The sequence below is a fragment of the Maccoyibacter intestinihominis genome (genome assembly GCF_040096355.1).
GTDB classification, from domain to species: Bacteria; Bacillota; Clostridia; order Lachnospirales; family Lachnospiraceae; genus Maccoyibacter; species Maccoyibacter intestinihominis.
Genome location: NZ_JBBMEX010000005.1, coordinates 60236 through 85499 on the forward strand (window position 1 = coordinate 60236; position 25264 = coordinate 85499).

Annotated in this window: 22 protein-coding genes; 20 read left to right on the top strand and 2 right to left on the bottom strand. The window is 42.8% G+C overall.

All coding sequences use genetic code 11. The features are described 5' to 3' along the window. Positions 1-93 precede the first annotated feature (93 nt). The 7 genes from WMO43_RS06160 (at position 94) to WMO43_RS06190 (ending at position 8947) form a co-directional block, all read left to right on the top strand. Entirely contained in the window at positions 94-1110 is a 1017-nt protein-coding gene (locus WMO43_RS06160) for an SPM autocatalytic domain-containing protein (RefSeq protein WP_353530619.1), read from the top strand. Positions 1111-1192: 82 nt separating this feature from the next. Beyond that, positions 1193-1999 (top strand): transporter substrate-binding domain-containing protein, encoded by an 807-nt coding sequence (locus WMO43_RS06165; protein WP_353530620.1) that lies wholly within the window; start codon positions 1193-1195, stop codon positions 1997-1999. Positions 2000-2015: 16 nt separating this feature from the next. After that, positions 2016-2705, top strand: coding sequence for an amino acid ABC transporter permease (locus WMO43_RS06170; RefSeq protein WP_177962660.1), 690 nt, complete (start codon positions 2016-2018; stop codon positions 2703-2705). Continuing rightward, on the top strand, positions 2695-3438 hold the full coding sequence (locus tag WMO43_RS06175) for an amino acid ABC transporter ATP-binding protein (protein WP_353530621.1): 744 nt from the start codon (positions 2695-2697) through the stop codon (positions 3436-3438). Before WMO43_RS06170 ends, WMO43_RS06175 begins: the two co-directional genes overlap by 11 nt. Before the next feature lie 198 nt (positions 3439-3636). After that, on the top strand, positions 3637-7119 hold the full coding sequence (locus WMO43_RS06180; RefSeq protein ID WP_353530622.1) for a DNA polymerase III subunit alpha: 3483 nt from the start codon (positions 3637-3639) through the stop codon (positions 7117-7119). 26 nt (positions 7120-7145) lie between these two features. Beyond that, the gene (gene pfkA / locus WMO43_RS06185; protein ID WP_353530623.1) at positions 7146-8120 is read left to right on the top strand and encodes a 6-phosphofructokinase; all 975 of its coding nucleotides are present in this window, start codon (positions 7146-7148) and stop codon (positions 8118-8120) included. An 8-nt stretch (positions 8121-8128) separates the two neighbouring features. Continuing rightward, entirely contained in the window at positions 8129-8947 is an 819-nt protein-coding gene (locus tag WMO43_RS06190) for a TrmH family RNA methyltransferase (RefSeq protein ID WP_353530624.1), read from the top strand. A gap of 9 nt (positions 8948-8956) precedes the next feature. Here the strand turns inward: WMO43_RS06190 and WMO43_RS06195 are convergent, their stop codons facing one another. Continuing rightward, entirely contained in the window at positions 8957-9475 is a 519-nt protein-coding gene (locus WMO43_RS06195; RefSeq protein ID WP_353530625.1) for a transcription repressor NadR, read from the bottom strand. A 1-nt stretch (position 9476) separates the two neighbouring features. Further along, on the bottom strand, positions 9477-9740 hold the full coding sequence (locus WMO43_RS06200; protein ID WP_177962656.1) for a hypothetical protein: 264 nt from the start codon (positions 9738-9740) through the stop codon (positions 9477-9479). 304 nt (positions 9741-10044) lie between these two features. On the opposite strand from WMO43_RS06200, the gene WMO43_RS06205 reads away from it, so the two are divergent. The 13 genes from WMO43_RS06205 to WMO43_RS06265 all read left to right on the top strand — a co-directional run bounded on the left by WMO43_RS06205 (position 10045) and on the right by WMO43_RS06265 (position 25090). Beyond that, positions 10045-10695, top strand: coding sequence for a GTP pyrophosphokinase (locus WMO43_RS06205; RefSeq protein ID WP_177962859.1), 651 nt, complete (start codon positions 10045-10047; stop codon positions 10693-10695). A gap of 52 nt (positions 10696-10747) precedes the next feature. Beyond that, positions 10748-11107 carry a TIGR04086 family membrane protein gene (locus WMO43_RS06210; protein WP_353530626.1) on the top strand — a complete coding sequence of 120 codons (360 nt, stop codon included), beginning with the start codon at positions 10748-10750 and terminating at the stop codon, positions 11105-11107. Between the two features lie 105 nt (positions 11108-11212). Beyond that, a complete protein-coding gene (gene scfA, locus WMO43_RS06215) occupies positions 11213-11356 on the top strand; it encodes a six-cysteine ranthipeptide SCIFF (protein WP_177962857.1) in 144 nt (47 codons plus the stop codon). Between the two features lie 109 nt (positions 11357-11465). Then, positions 11466-12827, top strand: a complete 1362-nt coding sequence (scfB, locus tag WMO43_RS06220) for a thioether cross-link-forming SCIFF peptide maturase (RefSeq protein ID WP_353530627.1) — start codon at positions 11466-11468, stop codon at positions 12825-12827. 22 nt (positions 12828-12849) lie between these two features. Further along, the gene (secD, locus tag WMO43_RS06225; RefSeq protein WP_177962860.1) at positions 12850-14997 is read left to right on the top strand and encodes a protein translocase subunit SecD; all 2148 of its coding nucleotides are present in this window, start codon (positions 12850-12852) and stop codon (positions 14995-14997) included. A 1-nt stretch (position 14998) separates the two neighbouring features. Continuing rightward, positions 14999-15256 (top strand): DUF1294 domain-containing protein, encoded by a 258-nt coding sequence (locus WMO43_RS06230; RefSeq protein WP_177962855.1) that lies wholly within the window; start codon positions 14999-15001, stop codon positions 15254-15256. A gap of 38 nt (positions 15257-15294) precedes the next feature. Continuing rightward, entirely contained in the window at positions 15295-16533 is a 1239-nt protein-coding gene (gene glyA / locus WMO43_RS06235) for a serine hydroxymethyltransferase (protein ID WP_177962854.1), read from the top strand. 123 nt (positions 16534-16656) lie between these two features. Further along, entirely contained in the window at positions 16657-18057 is a 1401-nt protein-coding gene (locus tag WMO43_RS06240) for an efflux RND transporter periplasmic adaptor subunit (protein WP_353530628.1), read from the top strand. Positions 18058-18063: 6 nt separating this feature from the next. Continuing rightward, complete coding sequence (locus tag WMO43_RS06245) at positions 18064-18753, top strand: ABC transporter ATP-binding protein (protein ID WP_353530629.1); 690 nt, start codon at positions 18064-18066, stop codon at positions 18751-18753. After that, positions 18746-20320, top strand: a complete 1575-nt coding sequence (locus WMO43_RS06250; protein ID WP_177962851.1) for an HlyD family efflux transporter periplasmic adaptor subunit — start codon at positions 18746-18748, stop codon at positions 20318-20320. Before WMO43_RS06245 ends, WMO43_RS06250 begins: the two co-directional genes overlap by 8 nt. 12 nt (positions 20321-20332) lie before the next feature. Continuing rightward, a complete protein-coding gene (locus tag WMO43_RS06255; protein WP_177962850.1) occupies positions 20333-21583 on the top strand; it encodes an ABC transporter permease in 1251 nt (416 codons plus the stop codon). A 491-nt stretch (positions 21584-22074) separates the two neighbouring features. After that, positions 22075-23361: a serine--tRNA ligase gene (gene serS / locus WMO43_RS06260; RefSeq protein ID WP_353530630.1), complete on the top strand. Its 1287-nt coding sequence runs from the start codon at positions 22075-22077 to the stop codon at positions 23359-23361. A gap of 805 nt (positions 23362-24166) precedes the next feature. Beyond that, on the top strand, positions 24167-25090 hold the full coding sequence (locus WMO43_RS06265) for an RpnC/YadD family protein (protein WP_353530631.1): 924 nt from the start codon (positions 24167-24169) through the stop codon (positions 25088-25090). Positions 25091-25264 lie beyond the last annotated feature (174 nt).

Here is a 25264-nt window from a genome sequence, read left to right on the forward strand (position 1 = left end):
GAAGATGCGCAGCTCGCGGAGAAGTAAATAGCTGTTATGCAGCACCGCTCGCGCGCGGAACAAAAGTTTCAGAGTGAAAGAGGAGGAAAAGAGATGGTCATACAGTCGTCAAATATCGGAATGCGAAGTGAAAGATATTACAGAAAACGGGAAGAAGAGGTCAAGAGTCTGCAGCTTTGGGGAACATCGAAAAACGGACAGGATGAGCTTCAGATGGGGAATGCCCTAAAAGAAGGCGGCGTGGATGCAAAAGAGATTGCAGAAGCTAAAAACACGGTAAAGAGCAGCAGAAATATTCAAAAGCAGGAGGACTCTGAACTGAAAAAGAGTATCCATCAGATCCAGGCAGAAGCGATCCAATACCTGTTAGACCTCTTTTTCGGGGATGGAAAAGGAAAACATACAGCGTTGGGTATGCTTGGACAGACAAATGCGCAGGCATTTGGAGGAAGCTATCAGGAGATCAGCTATTATTCAGAAGAGGAGACAACTTCCTTTCAGACAGAAGGAACGGTTAAAACCGCGGATGGCAGGGAAATGTCGTTTCAGATCAAAGTGGAAATGTCCCGCTCTTTTACTTCTTATATGGAAAAAAGAGTGGACTTTGGTGCAGCAAGGTTGTGCGATCCTTTAGTCATTAATTTAAACAGCTCCACCGCACAGGTGACAGACCAGAAATTCTATTTTGACTTAGATGCAGACGGAACGGCAGACCGGATATCCATGCTAAAGAGTGGAAGCGGATTTTTAGCACTCGATAAAAATGGAAACGGAAAGATCGATGACGGTTCCGAGCTGTTTGGCACGCAGAGCGGAGATGGATTTGCAGATTTAGAGGAATATGACATCGACAAAAACGGCTGGATCGACGAGGCCGATGAGATTTTTGACAAACTGCGTATCTGGATACGGGATGAAAATGGCAATGACAGGCTGATCAAATTAAAGGAAGCGGGAGTAGGTGCGATCTGCTTAAAAAACGCAGATACACAATTTTCCTTAAATTCCCGGTATTCTAACCGGACAAATGCCTATATCCGGAAAACAGGAATCTTTCTATATGAAAACGGTGGTGTCGGGACCGTACAGCATCTGGATCTGGCACAGTAACCGGAAGTCATGGCAATTCCAACTTGTATTTTTGCGGAAATGATACTATAATAAATGCATATTTATACAAGGAGGACTTATTATGAGAAACATGAGAAAGGCTGCAGCAGTTCTGTTGGCAACAGGAATGGTATTTGCATTGACAGCTTGCGGTGGAAACAAAAAAGTAGAGAATACAGTAAATTCCATTGATGACTTAGAGGGAAAGAGCATCGGTGTACAGCTTGGAACAACCGGCGATATTTATGCATCTGATTATGAAGGTGACAAGGCAGGCACTAAGATTGAGCGTTATAATAAAGGAACAGATGCTGTACAGGCATTAAAGCAGGGCAAGATCGACTGCGTAATCATCGATTCACAGCCGGCAGAGGCATTTGTAGAAAAGAACGACGATTTACAGATTTTAGACGAGCCGTTTGCAGACGAGGAGTATGCAATCTGTATTTCAAAAGACAAACCGGAGTTAACAAAAGAGTTTAACAAAGCATTAGCAGAGTTGAAAAAAGACGGAACACTGGATTCTATCGCAGATAACTATATCGGTGATGACACAAAGGGCAAAACCCCATACGAATCACCAAAAGACATTGAGTATCCAAATGGAAAACTGGTAATGGCAACTAATGCAACTTTTGAGCCATATGAGTACTATGATGGTGATAATATCGTAGGTATTGATGCAGATATCGCAAAAGCAATCTGTGACAAGCTCGGATATGAGTTACAGATCGAAGATATGGAATTTGACTCTATCATTGCAGCAGTACAGTCAGGAAAAGCAGATTTTGGTGCGGCAGGAATGACTGTAACAGAGGATCGTCTGAAAAACATTGACTTTACAGACAGCTATGCAAAAGCAAAACAGGTTATCATTACCAGAAAGTAGAGCAGAGGGCTGACAAGTGAGTGGTTTTAAGGAAAGCTTCTATCAGAATTTTATTGAAAAAGACAGATGGCAGTATCTGTTGACCGGTTTGGAGAACACATTACTGATCACCATATTTGCGGTTTTGATCGGAGTAGCCATCGGTTTTCTGGTAGCGATTATTCGTGCGAGCCATGATAAGAATGGTTCATTAAAAATATTGAATTTTATCTGCCGGGTGTATCTGACGGTAATCCGTGGAACACCAACCATGATACAGTTGATGATTACATACTACATTATTTTTGCTTCCGTGAATGTGAGCAAGATCTTTGTGGCAGTATGTGCATTCGGCATTAATTCCGGTGCCTATGTGGCGGAGATTGTGCGTTCCGGTATCATGTCCATTGATCAGGGACAGTTTGAGGCGGGACGAAGCCTTGGCTTTAACTATGTGCAGACCATGCGCCTGATCATTTTGCCGCAGGCATTTAAAAATGTCCTTCCGGCACTTGGAAATGAAATGATCGTGCTGTTAAAAGAGACATCCATCAGTGGATATGTAGGAACGATGGATCTGACCAAGGGTGGCGATATTATACGAAGTACCACCTATGAGGCATATCTGCCACTGTTTGGAGTTGCGGCAATTTACCTTGTGATCGTTATGCTGATGACAGCAGGTGTCAATAGACTCGAAAGGAAATTGAGAACAAATGAACGTTAATGAAAATGCGCTGATTCAGGTACAGGATTTAAAAAAATCTTTTGGTACGCAGGTGGTATTAGACGGGATCACAACAGAAATCGACCAGGGAGAAGTGGTAGCCATCATCGGACCATCCGGTTGTGGAAAATCTACCTTTTTACGCTCCTTAAATCTGTTAGAAGAACCGACATCAGGAACGATCCTGTTTGAAGGAACGGATATTACAGATAAGTCCGTGGATATCAACAAGATGCGTCAGAAAATCGGTATGGTATTTCAGCAGTTCAATCTGTTCCCAAACTATACCATACAGAACAACATTACGCTTGCACCGGTAAAACTCGGATTGATGACACAGCAGGAAGCGGAGAAAAAGGCAAAGGAACTGTTAGAAAGAGTCGGACTCCCGGAACGTGCCAATGATTATCCATCCCAGTTATCCGGAGGACAGAAGCAGAGAATTGCCATTGCAAGAGCACTTGCAATGAACCCGGACGTGATGCTCTTTGACGAACCGACTTCTGCACTTGACCCGGAAATGGTAGGCGAAGTGTTAGAACTGATGCGTGAGTTAGCAAGAGACGGAATGACCATGGTGGTTGTAACCCATGAGATGGGCTTCGCAAGAGAAGTCGCAAACCGTGTTCTGTTTATCGATGAAGGGAAAATCCAGGAAGAGAACACACCGGAGGAGTTTTTTGCAAATCCAAAGAACCCAAGACTTCGGGAATTTTTATCCAAGGTATTGTAGAAAAATTAAACTTAAGTTTAATAAAACACAGCACCGTTCATTAAAGGCGGCGCTGTGTTTTTGGATTTATTGGAAGATTTTTTTGTGGCTTAGAACTTATAAAAATGATACAATAATACTGTTGCATTTATGGGACACATTCGTTGTAGAACATAAGAAGGAAGAGAAAGAAAAGATTATCTGGTACGGAGGAAGAACATGGCATTTACACATCTGCATGTCCATACGGAATACAGTCTTTTAGATGGTTCAAATAAAATAAAAGAATATGTAGCAAGGGTCAAAGAACTCGGAATGAACAGTGCTGCCATTACAGATCACGGAGTCATGTATGGAGTCATAGATTTTTATAAAGAAGCAAAGGCACAGGGGATCAATCCGATCTTAGGATGTGAAGTCTATGTTGCACCAAATTCCAGATTTGACCGGGAGACGGTACATGGAGAAGACCGGTACTATCATCTGGTATTATTGGCAGAGAATAATACAGGCTACAGCAATCTGATGAAGATTGTATCCAAGGGATTTGTAGACGGATATTATTACAAACCGAGAGTGGACATGGAGGTTTTAGAGCAGTACCACGAAGGAATCATTGCCCTGTCTGCCTGCCTTGCCGGTGAAGTGCCAAGAGCAATCACAAGAGGAAATTACGAAGAAGCAAAAGAGATTGCTTTAAAATATCAGAAGTGTTTTGGAAAAGAGAACTACTTCTTAGAACTTCAGGACCATGGAATCCCGGAGCAGCAGAATGTCAATCAGCATTTACTGCGGATGAGTCAGGAGCTTGGGATCGAGTTAGTGGCAACAAACGATATCCATTATACCTATGCCAAGGATGCAGAACCGCATGATATCCTTCTTTGTATACAGACCGGAAAAAAATTAGCCGATGAGGACCGAATGCGTTATGAGGGCGGACAGTATTACGTCAAATCCGAGCAGGAGATGGCAGAACTGTTTCCCTATGCAAGACAGGCCTTGGAAAATACACAGAAGATCGCAGACCGCTGCCATGTCGAAATAGAGTTCGGCGTGACCAAGCTGCCGCATTTTGAAGTCCCGGAGGGTTATGATTCCTGGAGCTATCTGAACAAACTGTGCTTTGACGGATTAAAAGAGCGTTATCCGCAAAACCACACGGAATTAGAAGACCGCCTGAACTATGAGTTAGGTGTCATCAAAGAGATGGGTTATGTAGACTATTTCCTGATCGTCTGGGATTTTATCCACTATGCGAGAGAGCATGATATCAGTGTGGGACCGGGAAGAGGAAGTGCGGCAGGAAGTCTGGTGTCCTACACAACGGGGATCACGAATATCGATCCGATCAAATATAATCTGCTGTTTGAGCGTTTTTTAAATCCGGAGCGTGTCTCCATGCCCGATATCGATATTGATTTCTGCTATGAAAGACGGCAGGAAGTCATTGACTATGTCGTAAGAAAATATGGCGAGGACTGCGTGACCCAGATCGTCACCTTTGGTACGCTTGCCGCCCGCGGTGTCATCCGCGATGTTGGAAGAGTTATGGATCTGCCGTATGCTTATGTGGATGGCATCGCAAAACAGATTCCGATGGAATTAGGCATTACGATAGAAAAAGCGTTAAAAATGAACCCGGAACTTCGCACGATGTATGAAAACGATGAGAGCGTAAAGACGCTGATCGATATGTCAAAGAGGCTCGAAGGACTGCCAAGACACACCTCCATGCATGCCGCCGGAGTCGTGATCAGTCAGAAATCCATGGATGAGTATGTTCCGCTATCAAGAGCGTCAGACGGAACGATCACAACACAGTTTACGATGACGACCATTGAAGAACTCGGACTGTTAAAAATGGATTTCTTAGGACTGCGCACCCTGACTGTCATACAAAATGCCGTGCGTATGGCACAAAAAAGCAGTGGAAAACAGATCAACATCGATGAAATAGATTATCAGGATAAAGGAGTCTTAGAGCTGATCGGCTCCGGTAAGACAGAGGGAATCTTCCAGTTAGAAAGTGCCGGAATGAAGAACTTTATGAAGGAATTAAAGCCACAGAGCTTAGAGGATATCATTGCCGGAATCTCACTTTACCGTCCGGGACCAATGGACTTCATTCCTGCATATATTAAGGGAAAGAATCACCCCGAGGAAGTGACCTATGACTGCCCGCAGTTAGAACCGATCTTAGCACCGACCTATGGATGTATTGTCTATCAGGAGCAGGTCATGCAGATTGTGCGTGACTTAGCAGGCTATACGCTTGGAAGAAGTGATCTCGTGCGTCGTGCCATGTCGAAGAAAAAAGGCTCTGTCATGGAGCAGGAGCGGAAGAACTTCGTCTATGGAAATGAAGAAGAAGGAGTTCCGGGCTGTATTGCGAATGGAATAGACGAGAAAATTGCAAATAAAATCTATGATGAGATGATGGATTTTGCTAAATATGCATTTAATAAATCCCATGCAGCCGCATATGCAGTCGTTGCATACCAGACGGCATGGTTAAAATACTATTATCCGGTAGAATTTATGGCATCCTTAATGACCTCCGTTATGGACAATTCCACGAAAGTATCGGAGTATACACTGACCTGTCGGAAAATGAATATAGAGATACTGCCACCGGATATCAACGAAGGAGAAGGCGGATTCTCCGTTGCGGGAAATGCGATCCGCTATGGCCTGTCTGCGATCAAAGGTGTGGGAAGACCTGTTATCGAGACGATCATTGCAGAAAGGGAAGCCAATGGAGCATTTTCCAATCTGGAGGATTTCTGCAGCCGCCTGAATGGAAGAGAATTAAATAAAAGGACCATAGAGAACTTTATCAAAGCGGGAGCCATGGATGGGTTAGAAGGAACGAGAAAACAAAAGATCATGATCTATTCTGCCATTTTAGATCAGATCAACGATGAGAAAAAACATTCCATCGCAGGCCAGATGAGCCTGTTTGACTTTGCAGATGAGGAAACAAAGCACGATTTTGAAATCCAGTTGCCGGATGTGGGAGAATTTCCAAAAGAAACACTGTTAGGATTTGAAAAAGAAGTCTTAGGAGTCTATATCAGCGGACATCCGTTAGAAGAATATGAAGAAAAGTGGAGAAAAAATATTAACGCCACCACAAACGATTTTATCTGGGACGAGGAGACCGGAAAAACCAAAGTGTCTGATAATGAAAAAGTGATTGTCGGTGGAATGATCACGGATAAGACCATAAAATATACAAAAAATAATAAGACCATGGCATTTTTAACGTTAGAGGATCTGCTTGGAACCGTGGAAGTCATCGTATTTCCAAGAGATTATGAGCGGTATCATACTTATCTGAATGTCGATGAGAAAATATTTGTCAGTGGCCATGCAAATGTGGAAGAAGATAAGAACGGAAAGATCATCTGTGAAAAAATCTATGGATTTGACGATACGAAAAAAGAATTGTGGATGCAGTTTGCCACCAAAGAAGAGTATCAGCAGATGGAGCAAAAACTATTTCAGATGCTTCTTTCTTCTGACGGCAATGACCAGGTTGTCATCTATCTTTCCAAAGAAAAGGCGATCAAGCGTCTTGCAAACAACCGGAATGTCCATATAGAGCCGCAGCTTTTAGAGAATCTTCGGGAGTGTTTTGGAGAGGGTAACGTAAAAGTTGTGGAAAAACCCATTGAAAACCGTACGAAAAGAGATTAAAATGGAAAAAGCAGGAGGAAGAGAGAATGGCAAAAGAAGTTAAGACAATCGGTGTCCTCACCAGTGGAGGAGATGCACCGGGTATGAATGCGGCAATCCGTGCCGTAGTACGTCAGGCAATTACAAAAGGTTTGGAAGTAAAAGGAATCAAGCGTGGTTACGCAGGACTTTTACAGGAAGAGATCATAGATATGCATGCACAGGATGTTTCCGATATCATCCAGCGTGGAGGAACCATTTTACAGACAGCAAGATGTATGGATTTCACAACACCGGAAGGACAGCAAAAAGGTGCGGAGATCTGTAAAAAACATGGAATTGATGGTGTTGTAGTCATCGGAGGAGACGGTTCATTTAAAGGAGCACAGAAATTAGCAGAGCATGGGATCAATACGATCGGCCTGCCGGGAACGATCGACTTAGATATTGCATCCACAGAGTATACGATCGGATTTGATACGGCAGTTAATACTGCAATGGAAGCGATCGACAAGGTGCGTGATACCTCGACTTCCCATGAGAGATGTTCCATTATAGAAGTTATGGGACGCGGAGCCGGATATATTGCACTCTGGTGTGGAATTGCCAATGGAGCAGAGGATATTTTACTTCCGGAAAAATATAACTATGATGAGCAGATGATCGTAAATCATATTATCGAGAACAGAAAACGCGGCAAAAAGCACCATATCATCATCAATGCAGAGGGAATCGGACACTCCACCAGTATGGCAAAACGGATCGAGGCTGCAACCGGAGTAGAGACCAGAGCAACGATCTTAGGACACATGCAGCGTGGCGGAAGCCCGACCTGTAAGGATCGTGTCTACGCATCGACCATGGGAGCGAAAGCCGTGGATCTGCTGTTAGAAGGAAAGACAAATCGTGTGGTAGGTTATCGTCACGGAGAATTTGTGGATTTTGATATTGATGAAGCACTTGCAATGCAAAAAGGAATTCCGGAGTACCAGTGGGAAATCTGCCGGAATCTGTCAAAGTAGGAACGGATATGATCACAAGTACGAGTAATGCACAGATAAAAAAAATCATACAGCTGAATACAAAAGGAAAGGCACGTCGAAATTCGCGTGCCTTTGTTGTCGAGGGAGTAAAAATGTTTTTAGAAGCTCCCTTAGACTGGATTGAAGAGGTCTATCTTGCAGAGAGTTTTTTAGAAAAATATCAGGGATCGAAAAAAGAAGAGTATAAACAGGAACTTTTAGAAAAATTAGAGACTACCGGATATGAAACTGTATCGGATCAGGTATTCCGTCATGCATCGGATACGATGACACCGCAGGGAATTTTGTGCATCGTAAAAATGCCGGAGTACCGGAGAGAGGACTTGTCAGGAGGCTCTGATCAAAAGAAAGCACCGCTGCTGCTCGTAACAGAAAATGTGCAGGACCCCGGAAACCTTGGAACCATGTTCCGTACAGCCGAAGGAGCGGGAGTGACAGGAATCCTGATGAGCCGCGATACCGTGGATATTTTTAATCCAAAGACGATTCGCTCTACCATGGGATCGATCTACCGGATGCCGTTTTTGTATACAGAGGATTTAAAAAAAGACATTTCAGAGCTTCAAAAAGAAGGCGTACACTTCTACGCAGCACATTTGAAAGGAAAGGCTTCTTATGATGAGGCAGACTATCAGAAACCGAGTGCTTTTTTAATTGGAAATGAAGGAAATGGTCTGACGACGGAAATTGCCGACTTAGCAGATGTCTATATCCGTATTCCGATGGAGGGCAAGTTAGAATCCTTAAATGCCGCTATGGCAGCAGGGATATTGATGTATGAAGCGAACAGACAGAGAAGAACATAACGGAAAAGGCTATCGGATGAGATAGCCTTTTTTCTTTAACTGTTCTTCAATCCGGTCAAAGACTTCCGGGGAGGATGCCTCAACGGTATGCATATGATTGCCGCCGGTAAGTTCCTTGAGTGGTTTTGCCGGAGTGGTAAAGAGACGTGTGGTAAAATCGTCCACATCCACACGGTTATTCAAGATCAGATCAACGGTAATGGCACCATAGATTTCATGCATGACTGTAACATCTAACACCTTTCCGCCACAGTCCACAAAGGTATAGAGTTCGTCCTGGATCTGCTCATCCGTATGTGAAACCGCAAAGGTACGTTTGAAATTCTCCGTGTCCTTTTCCGGCTGATAGAGCAGATAGCCACGGTAAGTACTTAAGATATTTTTATTGGTGGCTCGTAAGAGTGCAATGTCCTGTACAATGATCTGTCGGCTCACACCGCATTTTCCGGCAATTTCCGTTCCGGAGAGCGGACTTTCTGAGCCTGCAAGTAATTTTAAAATAAACTGACGACGTTCGTCTCCTTCCATGTTAGTCCTCCTCAATTACCTGAATTTCCATATAGTCAAAGTCAATATGTTCAATAAAACTGTCCTGATAAAAACGTGCCTTGCCATGGCGTTTAAAATCCGAAATGGTATTGTCTAACCAGATCGGAACACCAAGGTCAAAGGTGTGGCATGCTTCATCTAAAGCATGAAAAATTTTATGGGTTCTTGTATCGTCCCTGTCATCGGTCAGACAGAGATCTTTTTGCATACGATTGTCTTTAAATATTTTAAACCAGATCCGCATGGGAATATCCTTTCTAAAAAAGTTCGATCACAAAATAGAATAATTTTACATCAAAACATATTATATCAGATATGGGCATCTCTTCACAACCTTTTCTAATCGTGGTATACTGTATATGTATAGTAATGAGCAGTGCCATCCGGCAAAAATATACCAGGCTTGTGCTTGCACAAAGCCGTGTATATTTTTACCGGATGATAGGGCGAATGCCCGTACATCGAAAAAATCTTTGATTTTTGAGATGCACTGCGGAGTATATACTATTATATATAACGTAACAAACATAACGGAGGTTAAGGTCAATATGCAGCAGCAGTTTGACGAAGGCGTCGACAGTTGGAAAAGTGTCATGTTCCTTTATAACTCAGCATTAAAAGAAGTCAGTACAAAACTGGAGATTTTGAACGATGAATTTCAGTATGTACATCAGTATAACCCGATCGAGTACATAAAATCCCGTATCAAATCCCCGGAGAGTATCGTAAAAAAATTAAAAAAGAACGGATATGAATCATCCATACAAAATATGGTAAATTATGTAAACGATATTGCGGGAATCCGTATCGTCTGCTCCTTTACATCAGACATCTACCGGATGGCGGAGATGATCGGAAAGCAGAACGATCTGACCGTAGTGTCTATCAAAGATTATATCAAGAATCCAAAACAGAGCGGCTATAAGAGCTATCACATGCTTGTGACGGTACCGATCTTTATGTCGGACAGAGTCATTGATACCAAAGTAGAGATACAGATCCGTACGATCGCCATGGATTTCTGGGCAAGTTTAGAGCATAAAATCTATTACAAATTTGAAGGAAACGCACCGGAATACATCAGCCGTGAACTGAGAGAGTGTTCCGGTATCGTATCCGTTTTAGATGATAAAATGTTGTCCTTAAATGAGGCAATCCTAAAGGCAAAAGCCGAAGCAGAACACGAAGCAAAGAGTTAAGGATGTTCTAATCAGTCCCACCCGGCATATATATGTAGGGGAGGGAAAAGATATGGAGCGTAAATCTTTTAAGTGGATGATCGTGGATCTGATGTTCATGTACATCGTGACCGGACTCGGGCTGATCCTCATGGCATTTTTAATGGAAAAGTTTCAGTTGAACGGAACATTTGTAGAAGTAGGGGTTACGGTGATCTATGTGGTATCAGGGATCGCAGGCGGATTGATCGCAGGAAAAAAGATGAAGAGAAAAAAATTCCTGTGGGGACTGTTATTAGGAAGCCTGTACTTTTTGATCTTGTTTGCCGTATCGGCAGCATTGGCCGGAAGGCTTCCGAAAGATCTGGTACATATGGGAACGACACTTGGGATCTGTATGGCGGCAGGAACACTTGGGGGCATGATGAGTTAAAAAATGCTTTTCAACTGAAAAATATTATGCTATAATGTCAAAAGATATTTTATTTTCGGGAAGCGAGAAGCAGATAACCGGAGAAATTTGAAAGGAGATTTCATTATGAAACACATAAAGACATTAAATACAAAAAAATTACAGAACACAGTAAAAAAAGGCGGATGTGGCGAGTGTCAGACATCCTGTCAGTCTGCATGTAAGACATCCTGTACCGTAGGAAACCAGACTTGTGAGCAGAGCAAATAGTCCGTACAAAATCATAGATACATGGTATGAACGACCGTTCGCAGTTGCGTGCGGTCATTTGTGCGTTATATAAAGATGAAAAAAGTAACAGGAAAGAGAGGACTATCAGGTGGTTCATCAGTATATCAATAATGGTTATCACATTGTGTTAGATGTGAATAGCGGAGCCATTCATGTTGTAGACGAAGTGGTATATGATGTGATTCCGTTATTTGAGAAACACAGCAGTGAAGAGATAACAGGTCTGCTTCGTGAAAAATACAGCGAAGAAGAAATCCGTGAGGCTGTGGAAGAGGTTGCCCAGCTTAAAAAAGAGGGAAGTCTGTTTACACCGGACACCTACGAGGCACCGCTGATCGATTTTAAGAAACGTCCAACCGTGGTAAAAGCACTCTGTTTACATATTGCACATGACTGCAATCTGGCATGCCGCTACTGTTTTGCGGAAGAGGGCGAATATCATGGAAGAAGAGCGCTGATGTCATATGAGACAGGAAAAGCTGCATTGGATTTTCTGATCGCAAATTCGGGAAGCAGAAGGAATTTAGAGGTGGATTTTTTCGGCGGAGAACCGCTGATGAATTTTGAGGTAGTAAAACAGTTAGTAGCTTACGGAAGAGAGCAGGAAAAACTGCATGACAAGCATTTCCGTTTTACCTTAACAACCAACGGCGTACTTTTAAATGACGATATCATGGAATTTGCCAACCGTGAAATGGACAATGTGGTTTTAAGTATCGATGGACGTAAAGAGGTACATGACCATATGAGACCATTCCGAAAAGGAGCCGGAAGCTATGATCTGATCGTGCCGAAGTTCCAGAAGTTTGCTAAGAGCAGAAATCAGGAGAAATATTATGTGCGTGGTACCTATACACATTTCAACACAGATTTTTCCAAAGACGTGCTTCATTTAGCGGACTTGGGATTTAAGCAGATTTCCGTAGAGCCGGTGGTGGCAGAAGAGACGGACGATTACGCGATCAAAGAAGAAGATTTACCGGTACTTTTTAAAGAATATGATGATTTAGCAGCAGAGATGGTAAGAAGAAATAAAGCCGGAAACGGATTCAACTTTTTCCATTTTATGATCGATTTAGAAGGCGGTCCGTGTGTCTATAAACGCCTTTCCGGTTGTGGTTCCGGTACAGAGTATTTAGCAGTGACACCATGGGGAGATTTATATCCGTGTCATCAATTTGTCGGTAATGAGAAGTTTTTAATGGGAAATGTACATGACGGCGTAGTGAACACCGGACTTCAGGAAGAGTTCAAGTGCTGTAATGTATATGCGAAAGAAAAATGCCGTGACTGCTTCGCAAGATTTTACTGCAGCGGCGGTTGTGCGGCAAATGCATACAATTTCCATGGAGATATATTAAAAACCTATGAAACAGGCTGTGAATTACAGAAAAAGCGTGTAGAGTGTGCGATCATGATAAAAGCAGCCATGGCAGAACAAGAAGATTAAGAGAGGAAAAGAAATGAAAAACATGAAAAAGAGCAGAGGGATCATCACTCTCATTCTCGTACTCGGAATTTTAGCCGGTCTGTGCTATTATTCCGCAACCATTATTTCTTCGACCGGAGTAGGAGAAGACCGGAGCATTAACCTCGGTCTGGATTTAGCAGGTGGTGTATCCATTACCTATCAGGTAGTCGGAGACAAGCCGACCGATGAACAGTTAGACGATACCGTCTATAAGTTACAGAAACGTGTGGAAGGCTACAGTACGGAAGCACAGGTATACAAAGTCGGAGATGACCGTATTTCCGTTGAGATTCCGGGAGTCAGCGATGCAAACAAGATTTTAGAGGAACTCGGAAAACCGGGAACTTTGGAATTCCAGACAGAAGATGGTAAGACCTTCATGGATGGATCTGCAGTTGCGCAGGCAAAAGCAGCAACCATTACAAATGATACCGGAAACAAAGAAAATATCGTAGAGCTGACCTTAACCGATGAAGGAGCAAAGACATTTGCAGAGGTCACATCCGCAAACGTCGGAAAAGCACTTCCGATCGTTTACGATGATGAAGTCATCAGTTATCCGACCGTACAGCAGGCAATTACCGGAGGAACTGCACAGATTTCCGGAATGGCAAACTATGAAGAGGCAGAGTCCTTAGCTTCCCAGATCAGAATCGGTTCCCTTTCCCTAAAGTTAGAGGAGATGCGTTCCGAGGTAGTAGGTGCACAGCTTGGAGAAGAAGCAATTTCAAGCAGTTTGAAGGCAGCAGCGATCGGTCTTGTGATCGTTATGATCTTTATGATCGTGCAGTACTTAGTACCTGGTGTGGTAGCCGCATTTGCACTTGCAATCTATACGACATTAGTGATCGCGACCTTATATCTGTTTGAGATTACCCTGACCTTACCGGGTATTGCCGGAATTATCCTTTCTATTGGTATGGCGGTGGATGCGAATGTCATTATCTTTGCCCGTATCCGCGAAGAGATCGCAGATGGAAAGAGCGTGGCAACCGCAATTGAAACAGGTTTTGCAAGAGCACGTTCCGCGATCTTAGATGGAAATATTACAACATTGATCGCAGCAGCAGTTCTTGGACTTCGCGGTTCCGGTACCGTAAAAGGATTTGCTTCTACATTAGCGATCGGTATTATCCTTTCAATGTTTACCTGTATGGTAGTTACGAAGGTGCTGATGCATGCAGTTTATGCGATCGGTGTCCGTGATGCGAAATTCTATGGTAAGGCAAAAGAACGTAAGCCATTTGATTTTGTCGGAAAGACAGGAATCTTTATTGCAATCTCCTGTGCGATCATCGTGTGTGGCTGTGTAGGAGTAGGCATGCACAAATCAAGTGATGGAACCATTTTAAATTACAGTCTGGAGTTTAAGGGTGGAACGTCTACCGCAGTTGTGATGGATAAACAGTATTCCATCAAAGAGATTGATAAAGAGATCGTTCCTCTAGTAGAAAAAATTACAGGCGACGGTAACGTACAGGCACAGGCAGTCGAGGGTACCAAGCAGATCATCATCAAGACCCGTACGCTGTCACTGGAAGAGAGAACAAAGTTAGAAAAGACCATGACCAAGAATTTTGGCGTGGATAAAAAAGATATTACATCCGAAAGTATCAGTTCCACCGTCAGCAATGAGATGAAGACCGATGCGATCGTAGCAGTTGTGATCGCAACGATCTGTATGCTGCTCTATATCTGGTTCCGGTTCAAGGATGTACGTTTTGCGGGAAGTGCGGTAATTGCACTGAGCCACGATGTTATCATGGTATTTATCTGTTATGTGTTAGCATGGATTTCCGTAGGAAATACCTTTATTGCATGTATGTTAACGATTATCGGTTACTCGATCAATAATACGATCGTTATCTTTGACCGTATCCGTGATGCATTGAAAAAACATCATGCACAGACAAAGGCAGCATACAAAGAGATCGTCAACAAGAGTATCGCACAGACCATGTCAAGAAGTGTGAATACTTCCATTACAACCTTTGTTATGGTATTAGTTCTTTATATTATGGGTGTAACCTCTATCCGTGAGTTTGCACTGCCATTGATGGTAGGACTTTTAGCAGGTACTTATTCTTCTATTTGTCTTGCGAGTGAGATCTGGTATCTGTTGCGTACGAAAGGTATGAAGAAAGAATAATATGTGGTGGTATCTGGCAGTGATGAATACTTTGGGATTTGCACTGATGGGACTGGATAAAAAAAGAGCCGGGGAACATCAGTGGAGGATCTCAGAGCGAACATTATTCTTAGTGGCGGCCTTAGGCGGAAGCGTGGGGAGCTGGCTTGGAATGTATATTTTTCACCACAAAACAAAGCACTGGTATTTCGTGATCGGAATACCGGTGATTTTTGTATTGCAAAACATTTTGTGGTACTTTATAATGATGAATAGTTAAAGCCAAAACAAGACAAATCAATGATGGAGGATGAATGAATGAATTTACTTCAGGAAGTACAGGCAGTAGACCGTGAGGTAGCAGATGCTATTACAGCAGAAATGGAGAGACAGAACAGTCATATTGAACTGATCGCATCCGAGAACTGGGTAAGTCCGGCAGTGATGGAGGCAATGGGAAGTATTTTAACCAATAAATACGCAGAAGGATATCCGGGAAAAAGATATTATGGCGGATGTGAATGTGTGGATATTGTAGAAAATCTTGCAATTGAACGTGCAAAAGAGCTGTTTGGCTGTGAATATGTCAATGTACAGCCACATTCAGGAGCACAGGCAAATATGGCAGTACAGTTTGCAATGCTGACACCTGGCGATACGGTTATGGGAATGAACTTAGACCATGGCGGTCACCTGACACACGGAAGTCCGGTGAATTTTTCCGGAAAATACTTCAATATTGTACCTTATGGAGTAAACGATGAAGGTGTCATCGATTATGATAGAGTCATGGAAATTGCAATGGAGTGCAAGCCGAAGCTGATCATTGCAGGTGCAAGTGCTTATGCAAGAGTTATTGATTTTAAGAAATTCAGAGAGATCGCAGATGCATGCGGCGCATATCTGATGGTAGATATGGCACATATTGCAGGTTTAGTAGCAGCAGGACTGCATCCAAGCCCGATCCCATATGCAGACGTAGTAACCACGACCACACATAAGACACTGCGCGGACCAAGAGGCGGTATGATCTTAGCAAGTGCAGAGTCCAATGAGAAGTTCAACTTTAACAAAGCGATCTTTCCGGGAACCCAGGGTGGCCCTCTAATGCATGTGATCGCAGCAAAAGCAGTATGTTTTAAAGAAGCATTACAGCCGGAGTTCAAGGCATATCAGCAGGGAATCATCGACAATGCACAGGCGCTCTGCAAAGGTCTGATAGACAGAGATATCAAGATCGTTTCCGGAGGAACAGACAACCATCTGATGTTAGTCGATTTAACGAACTATGACCTGACAGGAAAGGCAGTGGAGAAATTATTAGATTCCGTAAATATTACATGTAATAAAAATACGATCCCAAATGATCCGAAGTCTCCATTTGTAACAAGCGGTATCCGTTTAGGAACAGCATCCGTAACCTCCCGTGGCATGAAAACAGAGGATATGGATGACATTGCAGAGGCAATCGCACTGATGATCAAAAATGGTGAGGACTCCGCAGAAGAGGTCAAAGCCATTGTGAAAAAACTGACTGATAAATATCCGTTAAAATAATTCTTAAGAATTTTATAAAATCGAGAAAATACAAAAAAGACATGCTATAATGAGCACAAATTGATTTTTGTGCTCATTTTAAATTATGACATGATAAAAAATCAGAGTATTCAGGAGGCTAGAATGGATAAGAAGAAAAAAATTATTATCGGTGTTGTGATCGCCGTGGTTGCCGTAGCGGCAGTCATTCTAAGTATCGTATTGGCAAAAGGCGGCGGAAAAAAAGCGAAAGATAAAGTGTATGTGGAAAAAGTCAAGACAATCTGCGGCAATGATGCGGGGACAACGAACCGTTTTTCCGGTGTGGTAGAGGCACAGGACAGCTGGAAGATCAAACTGGATGGCGATAAAAAGGTCAAAGAGGTATTTGTCAAAGTCGGAGATGAGGTCAAGGAAGGAGATCAGCTCTTTTCCTATGATATGGACGAGACAAATTCACAGATCGAGCAGGCAAATCTCGAATTAGAGAGTATCACAAACGAGATTAACGATTACAACAGTCAGATCGCAACCTTAAGTGCAGAAAGAGATGCGGCACCGGAGGAAGCAAAGTTCGATTATACGACGCAGATCCAGAGTGTACAGAATGATTTAAAACAGTCTGAGTACAACCGAAAGAGCAAACAGCTTGAAATTGATAAAATGAAACAATCTCTTGGGGATGCCGTGGTAACGAGCAAAATGGCAGGTGTCGTAAAGACAGTCAGCAGCAGTAACGGCGATTCGGATGACGGTTCTTCTGACGATGCATTTATGACCATCCTTGCGACCGGTTCCTATCGGGTAAAATGTATGATCAATGAGCAGAACATGTCTGAGATATCCGAGGGAGAGCAGATGCTGATCCACTCCAGAGTAGATGAAGATCAGACCTGGAACGGTACAATTTCAGGAATTGATATGGAATCGCCGCAGTCAAACGGTGACCAGTACACGGACAGCAGTGATTCTTCCGATACCACAACCTCTTCAAAATATCCGTTCTATATTAATTTAGAAAATTCAGATGGAATGATGTTAGGACAGCATGTGTTTGCGGAAGCAGATCTGGGACAGGGACAGAAGAAAAAAGGTATCTGGCTTATGGAATCCTATATCGTAAAAGAAAAAAAGGAAGCCTATGTCTGGGCTGATAACGGAAAGGGCAAGCTGGAAAAACGTAAGGTTGAGCTTGGAAAATATGACGAAGAACTTGGCGAGTACAAGATCAAATCCGGTCTGAAAAAAGATGACTATATCGCATGGCCGATGGATGGCTTGTATGAAGGTGTAGAAGCAGTTAAGAATGAGAGCGAAGTAGATTATGATGCACCTTTATATAAGGATCAGCAGGACAGTACAGAACCGTACACAGAGGACAGTGCAGAGCCGGCAGATGATGCGGTCGAACCAATGAGTGGTACGGGACAGCCGGTTGATGGGGTCGAAGCGGAGCCGACGGAGGAAACGACAACGGAAGAAGACGGTGCAGCACAGGATGCAGAACAGCCGGTCGATGAGAATGAGACGAGTGGAGAGGAGTAAAAATCCATGATATTGAACTTGGAACATATTTACAAAGATTATCAGCAGGATAAGCTGGTGGTCCCAGTATTAAAGGACGTCTGCTTACAGGTAGAAGAGGGTGAATATGTGGCGATCATGGGACCGTCCGGTTCCGGAAAGACCACTCTGATGAATATCATCGGATGTTTAGATCAGCCTACTTCCGGAGTCTATGAATTTTCAGGCGAAAATATTTTATCCTATAAAGACAGGGAACTTGCAGCAGTGCGTTCTAAAAGCATAGGATTCGTATTTCAGAACTTCCAGTTACTGCCGAGGGCAACTGCTTTAGATAATGTTGCACTGCCTTTAAGCTATGCAGGCGTAAAACCAAAGGAACGAAAGGAGCGGGCATTTGTAGCATTAGAGCGTGTGGGTTTAGCAGACCGTGCAGAGTTTCGCCCGAACCAGTTATCCGGTGGTCAGAAACAGAGAGTTGCCATCGCAAGAGCTGTAGTAAACGAGCCGAAGATCCTGCTTGCAGATGAACCGACCGGAGCATTGGATTCAAAATCGGGACAGCAGATCATGGAACTGTTTGAAAAATTAAATGAAGAAGGCGTAACGATCGTAATGATCACTCACGATGCAAAGGTTGCACACCGTGCAAAACGGGTAGTTCACATCATAGACGGAGAACTGACCGAGGAAAAGGAGGAAGAGAAGGATGAATAAAAAGAAAGTCGTAATTCTTGTCCTGGTCATTGTTCTGGCAGCAGGAGCTGTAGGTGGCGGAATTTTTGCTTTCAAAAAGCAAAAGGATAAAAAGACAAAGGTGGACGTTTATCCGGTATCTTTAATGGATATGGGTGGCGGAGATGGTAACGGAGAGTCCTACAGCAGTGGAACGGTTACAGATGATAAGTCACAGGTGATCTATCTTGAAGACAGTGATAAAGTGGCGGAGGTCTATGTCAAAGAAGGCGATAAGGTCAAAGAAGGCGATCCACTGATGCGGTATGATATGGAAGAAGCAAATCTCAATGTCGATATGAAGACCTTGGATGTGGAAAATGCTGAAAATGATCTGGTGATCGCACAGCGTGAGTTAGAAAAACTGAAAAACATGACTCCGGTGGCAGAGACACCAACCGTACCGGACGAACCGGAAGAGCCGGCACCAAAACCGGAAGTTCCGGAAAAAGACGGAGATGCCTATAACATCATCGGAAAATCCGCGAAGTCCTACGAAGGAAAAGGAACACAGGAGAAACCATACCGTTTTTTATGTACAGAGAAAGCGTATGTAACCGGAGAATATCTGAATTACCTGAAAAAACATTCCTATACGGCAGTCTTTGAAATCCATGAGGATAACAAAAAGGATGGAGATGTCCTGAATGCATGGCTGGTAAACGGAAGCAGTATAAAAGAAGAATACGATGCGGAATCAAAATGGTCTGTTGCAAGCCGACAGGAAGTAACGGATGAAGATACCACAGAACCGGATACCACGGATGACAGTGCGGATGATGAGAGTGATAGTGGTGATGATGAAAGCAGTATGGGATATACCGCATCAGAACTTGCAGAAAAGATCCGTGAAAAAGAAAAGGAGATCCGTGAACTGGATATTACAAAGCGAAAAGCAGCCTTAGAGTTAGAGGAAGCAAAAAAAGTATCAGGAGACGGCATATTAAAAGCCAGTGTCAATGGAACCGTAGACACAGCATGTGATCCGAGTGATCCGCCAAATGACGGTTCTCCGTTCTTAGAAGTAAGAGGACAGGACAGCCTCTATGTGACCGGAACACTGAGCGAGTTGATGCTAGGAGAAATCCAGACAGGTCAGAAGGTTCAGATCAGTTCATGGGAGAGCGGCAAGACCTATGAAGGAGAGATCACGGAGATTTCCACTACACCGGTAGATGGCAGCAACTACATGGGCGATGGCAATCCAAATGCATCTTATTATACTTATAAAGCCTTGGTAAAAGACAGCAAGGGGCTGCATAATGGAGAAGGCGTAGATTTAAATATCAGTCAGGATGCAAATTCGGGAAGTTCCGTACTGTGTATTGAAAAAGCATATGTGCGTACCGTAGACGGTACATCGTATGTGATGAAAGAAGATAAGAACGGAAGATTGAAAAAGCAGAAAGTAAAGACCGGAAAGACTTACTACGGTCAGGCAGTGGAGATTTTATCGGGCTTAGACGGAAGTGAATACATTGCATTTCCATATGGTAAAAATGTCAAAGAGGGCGTGAGAGTCCGCGAGACAGATGAATTGGCATATTAGGAGGAAGGAAGAATGATAGAGAATATAAGATTATCGTTTCAGGGAATCTGGTCCCATAAGATGCGTTCCTTTCTGACGATGCTGGGAATCATTATCGGAATTGCGGCAATCATAGCTATTGTATCTACAATTAAAGGAACAAACGAACAGATCAAAGAGAATCTGATCGGCTCGGGAGACAATACGGTCACGGTCAGCCTGTATCAGGGCGACTGGGAATACGATATGTCTGCAGGCGTTCCGGATGGAGTCCCTGCGATTTCAGAGGAGATGTTAGACAGCATCAAGGATACCGATAAGGTAGAGGATGTATCTGCATTTTACAAAAGACAGGACTATGACAATATTTTTTATAAAAATGTTTCCTTAGCAGGAGGATATCTCTATGGTATCGAGCAGAACTATCTGGATACCTGTGATTTTATCCTGCGGGAAGGCAGAGGTTTTGACAAAGAGGATTATAAAAAACAGAGAAAAGTGGCACTCTTAGATTCGGATTCCGAGCAGACATTGTTTCAGGGAGAGTCAGCAGTCGGAAAAACGATCGAGATCAAAGGAGAGCCATATGTGGTTGTCGGTATTGTGACGAAAAGCAAGACCTTTGAGCCGGTCATCAATTCCGTAGAGGATTATTATACTTATATGCAGGAGTCGAGCGGTGCAGTCTATGTGCCAAAAGTAACGTGGCCGATCATCTATCAATATGATGAGCCGGAAAATGTAATTTTGCGTGTAAAGAGTACCGATGACATGACACGTGTAGGCAAAAAGACCGCAGATTTATTAAATGAGAATCTGAGCGTGTCCGATGATACGATGAAATACAAGGCAGAGGATTTATTAGAGCAGGCGAAAGAGATTCAGGAGCTGAGTGATTCCACAAACTCCATGTTGATCTGGATCGCCGGAATTTCCCTTTTAGTAGGTGGTATCGGCGTTATGAATATCATGCTGGTATCCGTAACCGAGAGAACCAGTGAGATCGGTCTGAAAAAAGCACTCGGAGCAAGAAAAGGCATTATTTTGGGACAGTTTTTAACAGAGTCCGCAGTGCTGACCAGTCTGGGTGGAATTTTTGGCGTGATTATCGGGATCATACTGGCACAGGTCATTTCGAAAGTAAGTGATATGCCGGTAGCGATCAGTATTCCGGCAGCAGTCGGAGCGGTCGTATTTTCCATGCTGATCGGAATTATCTTTGGAATGCTGCCATCTTATAAAGCAGCAAACCTCAATCCGATCGATGCCCTGCGTCATGAATAAACCATATAACAATAGAATTATAAAAGTGTTAGAAAAAGTATGATGAAGAGCAGTAGCAAAACAACGTGACCGAAAACAAAAAACAACATGACAGAAAAATTACTTGCACACAGGACATAATCGCGTTATAATGTGCAAAGAATAAGTACCAGGCGTTAACGGAAGCTACGATTGCAAAGGTGTTCAGAGAGCCGGTGGTTGGTGAGAACCGGAGATTGGAGCAGTCTTTCCACTTTCTCAGTCGGCAGTGAGAACTGCGGGGTGACAGTCCCTTATCCTGTCGATGAGAGGTCAGGTCCATGAATTTAGTATTCGAAAAAGATCTGACAAACCGGGTGGCAACGCGGAGTATACCTTCGTCCCTGTAGCACGTCAGAGTGCAAAGAGGGACGGAGGTTTTTTGTTTTTCTATAGGAAATGTTTCCTATAGAAAAAAACTTTTGGGCGAAAATGCAACCCTTAGTTCTTGATTTTTTTATAGGAGGATTTATATGTTAGATTTAAAATTTTTAAGAGAGAACCCGGATATTGTAAAGAAAAATATCGAAAATAAGTTTCAGCCGCAGAAACTTCCATTAGTGGATGAAGTGATTGAGTTAGATGCACAGGCAAGAGCAACCCAGCAGGAAGCGGATGATCTGCGTGCAAACCGCAACAAGATTTCTAAGCAGATCGGTGCTTTAATGGGCCAGGGTAAAAAGGATGAAGCCATGGAGCTCAAAGCACAGGTAGAAAAAGATGCTGCCCGTCTTTCTGAATTAGAAGAAAAGGAAAAAGAATTACAGGGAAAGATCACAAAGATCATGATGACGATTCCGAACATCATTGATCCATCCGTACCGATTGGAAAGGATGATTCCTGTAACGTAGAAATCGAAAAATTTGGTGAGCCGGTCGTACCGGATTTTGAAATCCCATATCATACAGAGATTATGGAGCGTTTTGACGGCATTGACTTAGATGCAGCAGGAAAAGTAGCGGGCAACGGTTTTTACTATCTGATGGGTGACATTGCAAGACTTCATTCCGCAGTGATTTCCTATGCGAGAGATTTTATGATCGACCGCGGATTCACATACTGTGTACCGCCATTTATGATTCGCAGCAATGTGGTAACCGGAGTTATGAGTTTTGACGAAATGGATGCCATGATGTACAAGATCGAGGGCGAGGATCTCTATCTGATTGGTACCAGTGAACATTCCATGATCGGAAAATTCATTGATACCATTAATGAAAAAGAAAAACTTCCATATACATTGACCAGTTATTCTCCATGCTTCAGAAAAGAAAAAGGAGCACATGGAATCGAGGAACGTGGCGTATACCGTATCCATCAGTTTGAAAAACAGGAGATGATCGTAGTATGTGAGCCGGAAGAATCCAAACTGTGGTATGACAAGCTGTGGCAGAATACGGTAGATCTATTCCGCAGCCTTGACATTCCGGTCCGTACCTTAGAGTGCTGCTCCGGTGATTTGGCAGACTTAAAAGTAAAATCCTGTGACGTAGAGGCATGGTCGCCAAGACAGAAGAAATATTTTGAAGTCGGAAGCTGCTCTAATTTAGGAGATGCACAGGCAAGAAGATTAAAAATCCGTATCAAAAACGGAAAAGAAAAATATTTTGCACATACACTTAACAACACAGTTGTTGCACCGCCAAGAATGTTGATCGCATTCTTAGAGAACAACTTAAATGAAGACGGAAGTGTAAATGTTCCGGAGGCACTGCGTCCATATATGGGTGGAAAAGAGAAACTGGTGCCGAAGCATTAAGGGTAGTGTTCAACATTTCGATGAATCTTTAGCAAAGCAGGAAGCGTGTTAGGAAGAGGGAATGTTCAGCAAGCTCCCGCCAATGATTCCGAGTTTCCTTGTGCTAAGCATTCCGATGAACCTCCTTCAAAGCAGGAAGCATGTTCGCCAAGGGGCTCCATGCTTCCGGGAGTTTCATCTCCATAGCACAAAAAGAAACTCTTCATCATTGGCGGGAGCTCGCTGGGATATACGCTTTCTAAGACAGTTTGTAGAGAAGATGAGGAAGAAGTTAAATAAGAGATGTCACTCAAAAGAATGAGTGGCATGTTTTGTTTTGAAATTCTATTCTGCAGCAGATAAAATGAGAAATAACTATATCTGCATTGTATATGAGATTCAGTGATGTAAATCCATTAAGTCAGTAAATATTTCCTAAAATTCATGGAGGATGCTTTTGATAATCCTTTTCAAGAGAATCCCTAATAGGCTATTTTAGAATTTTTCATATATAGATTCATTAAATAATTCTCAAAATGCTATTCTTTTAAATTTCTAAACAATTTACCCCAGAATTTTCCATATACACACAATGTAGACGGGAACAGCAGAATTGTACAAAATCCGGTTGTAACCCACTTCCCACCATGCTATAATACTCTCAAAGCATATTTTCTTTTATATAAGGCGGCAATTCTGCCGTAGTCTATTACAAATCTAATTCAGATCAGAAAATTCATGCTTTTCCAACATTATGAACAGCAGGAGTTTTCAAGAAAAAAGGATAAGAACTCCTGCGAGACAATTTCAAACAGGAGGTAATACTATGACAGAAACTCAAAACGAGATCCGTGTTGCAAGAAACCATAAGGACAGATTATTCCGCATGATATTCCGTGAAAAGAAAGAGCTATTGAGCCTTTATAATGCGGTTAACGGAACATCTTACACGAATGCAGAAGATTTAGAGATTGTAACCTTAGAAAATGCCATTTATATGAATATGAAAAACGATCTGGCATTTATCATGGATTCCTATCTGAATCTTTACGAGCATCAGTCCACTTATTCTCCCAACATGCCGTTGCGGGATTTGTTCTATATTGCAAAAGAATTACAGGGGCAGGTTAATCACAGGGATCTGTATCGCAACACACTGATTAAAATCCCGACACCGAGATTTTTAGTATTCTACAATGGTTCGGAAGAACAGGCAGAGAAGAAATATTTAAGATTATCAGATGCATTTCAAAAATCGATGGACGACCCGGATTTGGAATTAGTGGTAACAATGCTAAATATCAATCTTGGGAAAAACAAAAAATTATTAGAGCAGTGCCGGACTTTAAAGGAATATGCGATCTATGTGAAGAAAGTACGTACCTATGCAAAGAGCATGAAGAATGTAGAAGAAGCAGTAGACCGTGCAGTGACAGAATGCATTAATGAAGGAATCCTGCGGGAGTTTCTACTTCAGAACAGGAAAGAGGCGGTAGAAATGAGTATCTTTGAATATGATGAAGAAGCAGTCTTTGAGATTGTCCGAAAAGATGAATATGAGAAAGGACATCAGGAGGGAATTATTGAAGGAAAAGTAGAATCTATTTTGGAATTATTGGAAGATATCGGTACAATACCAGATAAAGTTCGTGAAAGAATCCACAATGAAAAAGATATCAAAGTCCTGAATAGCTGGTTAAAACTGGCGGCTAAAGCAGAATCTATAGATGAGTTTGTATCAAAAATGTAGATAGCGGGGGGTATATGTTCAGCGAGCTCCCAACGATGCTTTCAAGTTTCCTTGTGCTGAGCATTTCGATGAACCTCCCTAAGAGCAGGAAACGCAGCATGTCCGTGGGAATAGCTGGGGATAGCCGCCTGTATAAACAAAGTTCCCAAGAAATCCCCTTGCCATCCCCAATTC

Bases quoted from the DNA above. Each gene is read 5' to 3' on its own strand.
- WMO43_RS06160 (WP_353530619.1), top strand. From the start codon at position 94: ATGGTCATACAGTCGTCAAATATCGGAATGCGAAGTGAAAGATATTAC.
- WMO43_RS06165 (WP_353530620.1), top strand. From the start codon at position 1,193: ATGAGAAACATGAGAAAGGCTGCAGCAGTTCTGTTGGCAACAGGAATG.
- WMO43_RS06175 (WP_353530621.1), top strand. From the start codon at position 2,695: ATGAACGTTAATGAAAATGCGCTGATTCAGGTACAGGATTTAAAAAAA.
- WMO43_RS06180 (WP_353530622.1), top strand. From the start codon at position 3,637: ATGGCATTTACACATCTGCATGTCCATACGGAATACAGTCTTTTAGAT.
- pfkA (WP_353530623.1), top strand. From the start codon at position 7,146: ATGGCAAAAGAAGTTAAGACAATCGGTGTCCTCACCAGTGGAGGAGAT.
- WMO43_RS06190 (WP_353530624.1), top strand. From the start codon at position 8,129: ATGATCACAAGTACGAGTAATGCACAGATAAAAAAAATCATACAGCTG.
- WMO43_RS06195 (WP_353530625.1), bottom strand. From the start codon at position 9,475: ATGGAAGGAGACGAACGTCGTCAGTTTATTTTAAAATTACTTGCAGGC.
- WMO43_RS06200 (WP_177962656.1), bottom strand. From the start codon at position 9,740: ATGCGGATCTGGTTTAAAATATTTAAAGACAATCGTATGCAAAAAGAT.
- WMO43_RS06205 (WP_177962859.1), top strand. From the start codon at position 10,045: ATGCAGCAGCAGTTTGACGAAGGCGTCGACAGTTGGAAAAGTGTCATG.
- WMO43_RS06210 (WP_353530626.1), top strand. From the start codon at position 10,748: ATGGAGCGTAAATCTTTTAAGTGGATGATCGTGGATCTGATGTTCATG.
- scfA (WP_177962857.1), top strand. From the start codon at position 11,213: ATGAAACACATAAAGACATTAAATACAAAAAAATTACAGAACACAGTA.
- secD (WP_177962860.1), top strand. From the start codon at position 12,850: ATGAAAAAGAGCAGAGGGATCATCACTCTCATTCTCGTACTCGGAATT.
- WMO43_RS06230 (WP_177962855.1), top strand. From the start codon at position 14,999: ATGTGGTGGTATCTGGCAGTGATGAATACTTTGGGATTTGCACTGATG.
- glyA (WP_177962854.1), top strand. From the start codon at position 15,295: ATGAATTTACTTCAGGAAGTACAGGCAGTAGACCGTGAGGTAGCAGAT.
- WMO43_RS06240 (WP_353530628.1), top strand. From the start codon at position 16,657: ATGGATAAGAAGAAAAAAATTATTATCGGTGTTGTGATCGCCGTGGTT.
- WMO43_RS06245 (WP_353530629.1), top strand. From the start codon at position 18,064: ATGATATTGAACTTGGAACATATTTACAAAGATTATCAGCAGGATAAG.
- WMO43_RS06250 (WP_177962851.1), top strand. From the start codon at position 18,746: ATGAATAAAAAGAAAGTCGTAATTCTTGTCCTGGTCATTGTTCTGGCA.
- WMO43_RS06255 (WP_177962850.1), top strand. From the start codon at position 20,333: ATGATAGAGAATATAAGATTATCGTTTCAGGGAATCTGGTCCCATAAG.
- serS (WP_353530630.1), top strand. From the start codon at position 22,075: ATGTTAGATTTAAAATTTTTAAGAGAGAACCCGGATATTGTAAAGAAA.
- WMO43_RS06265 (WP_353530631.1), top strand. From the start codon at position 24,167: ATGACAGAAACTCAAAACGAGATCCGTGTTGCAAGAAACCATAAGGAC.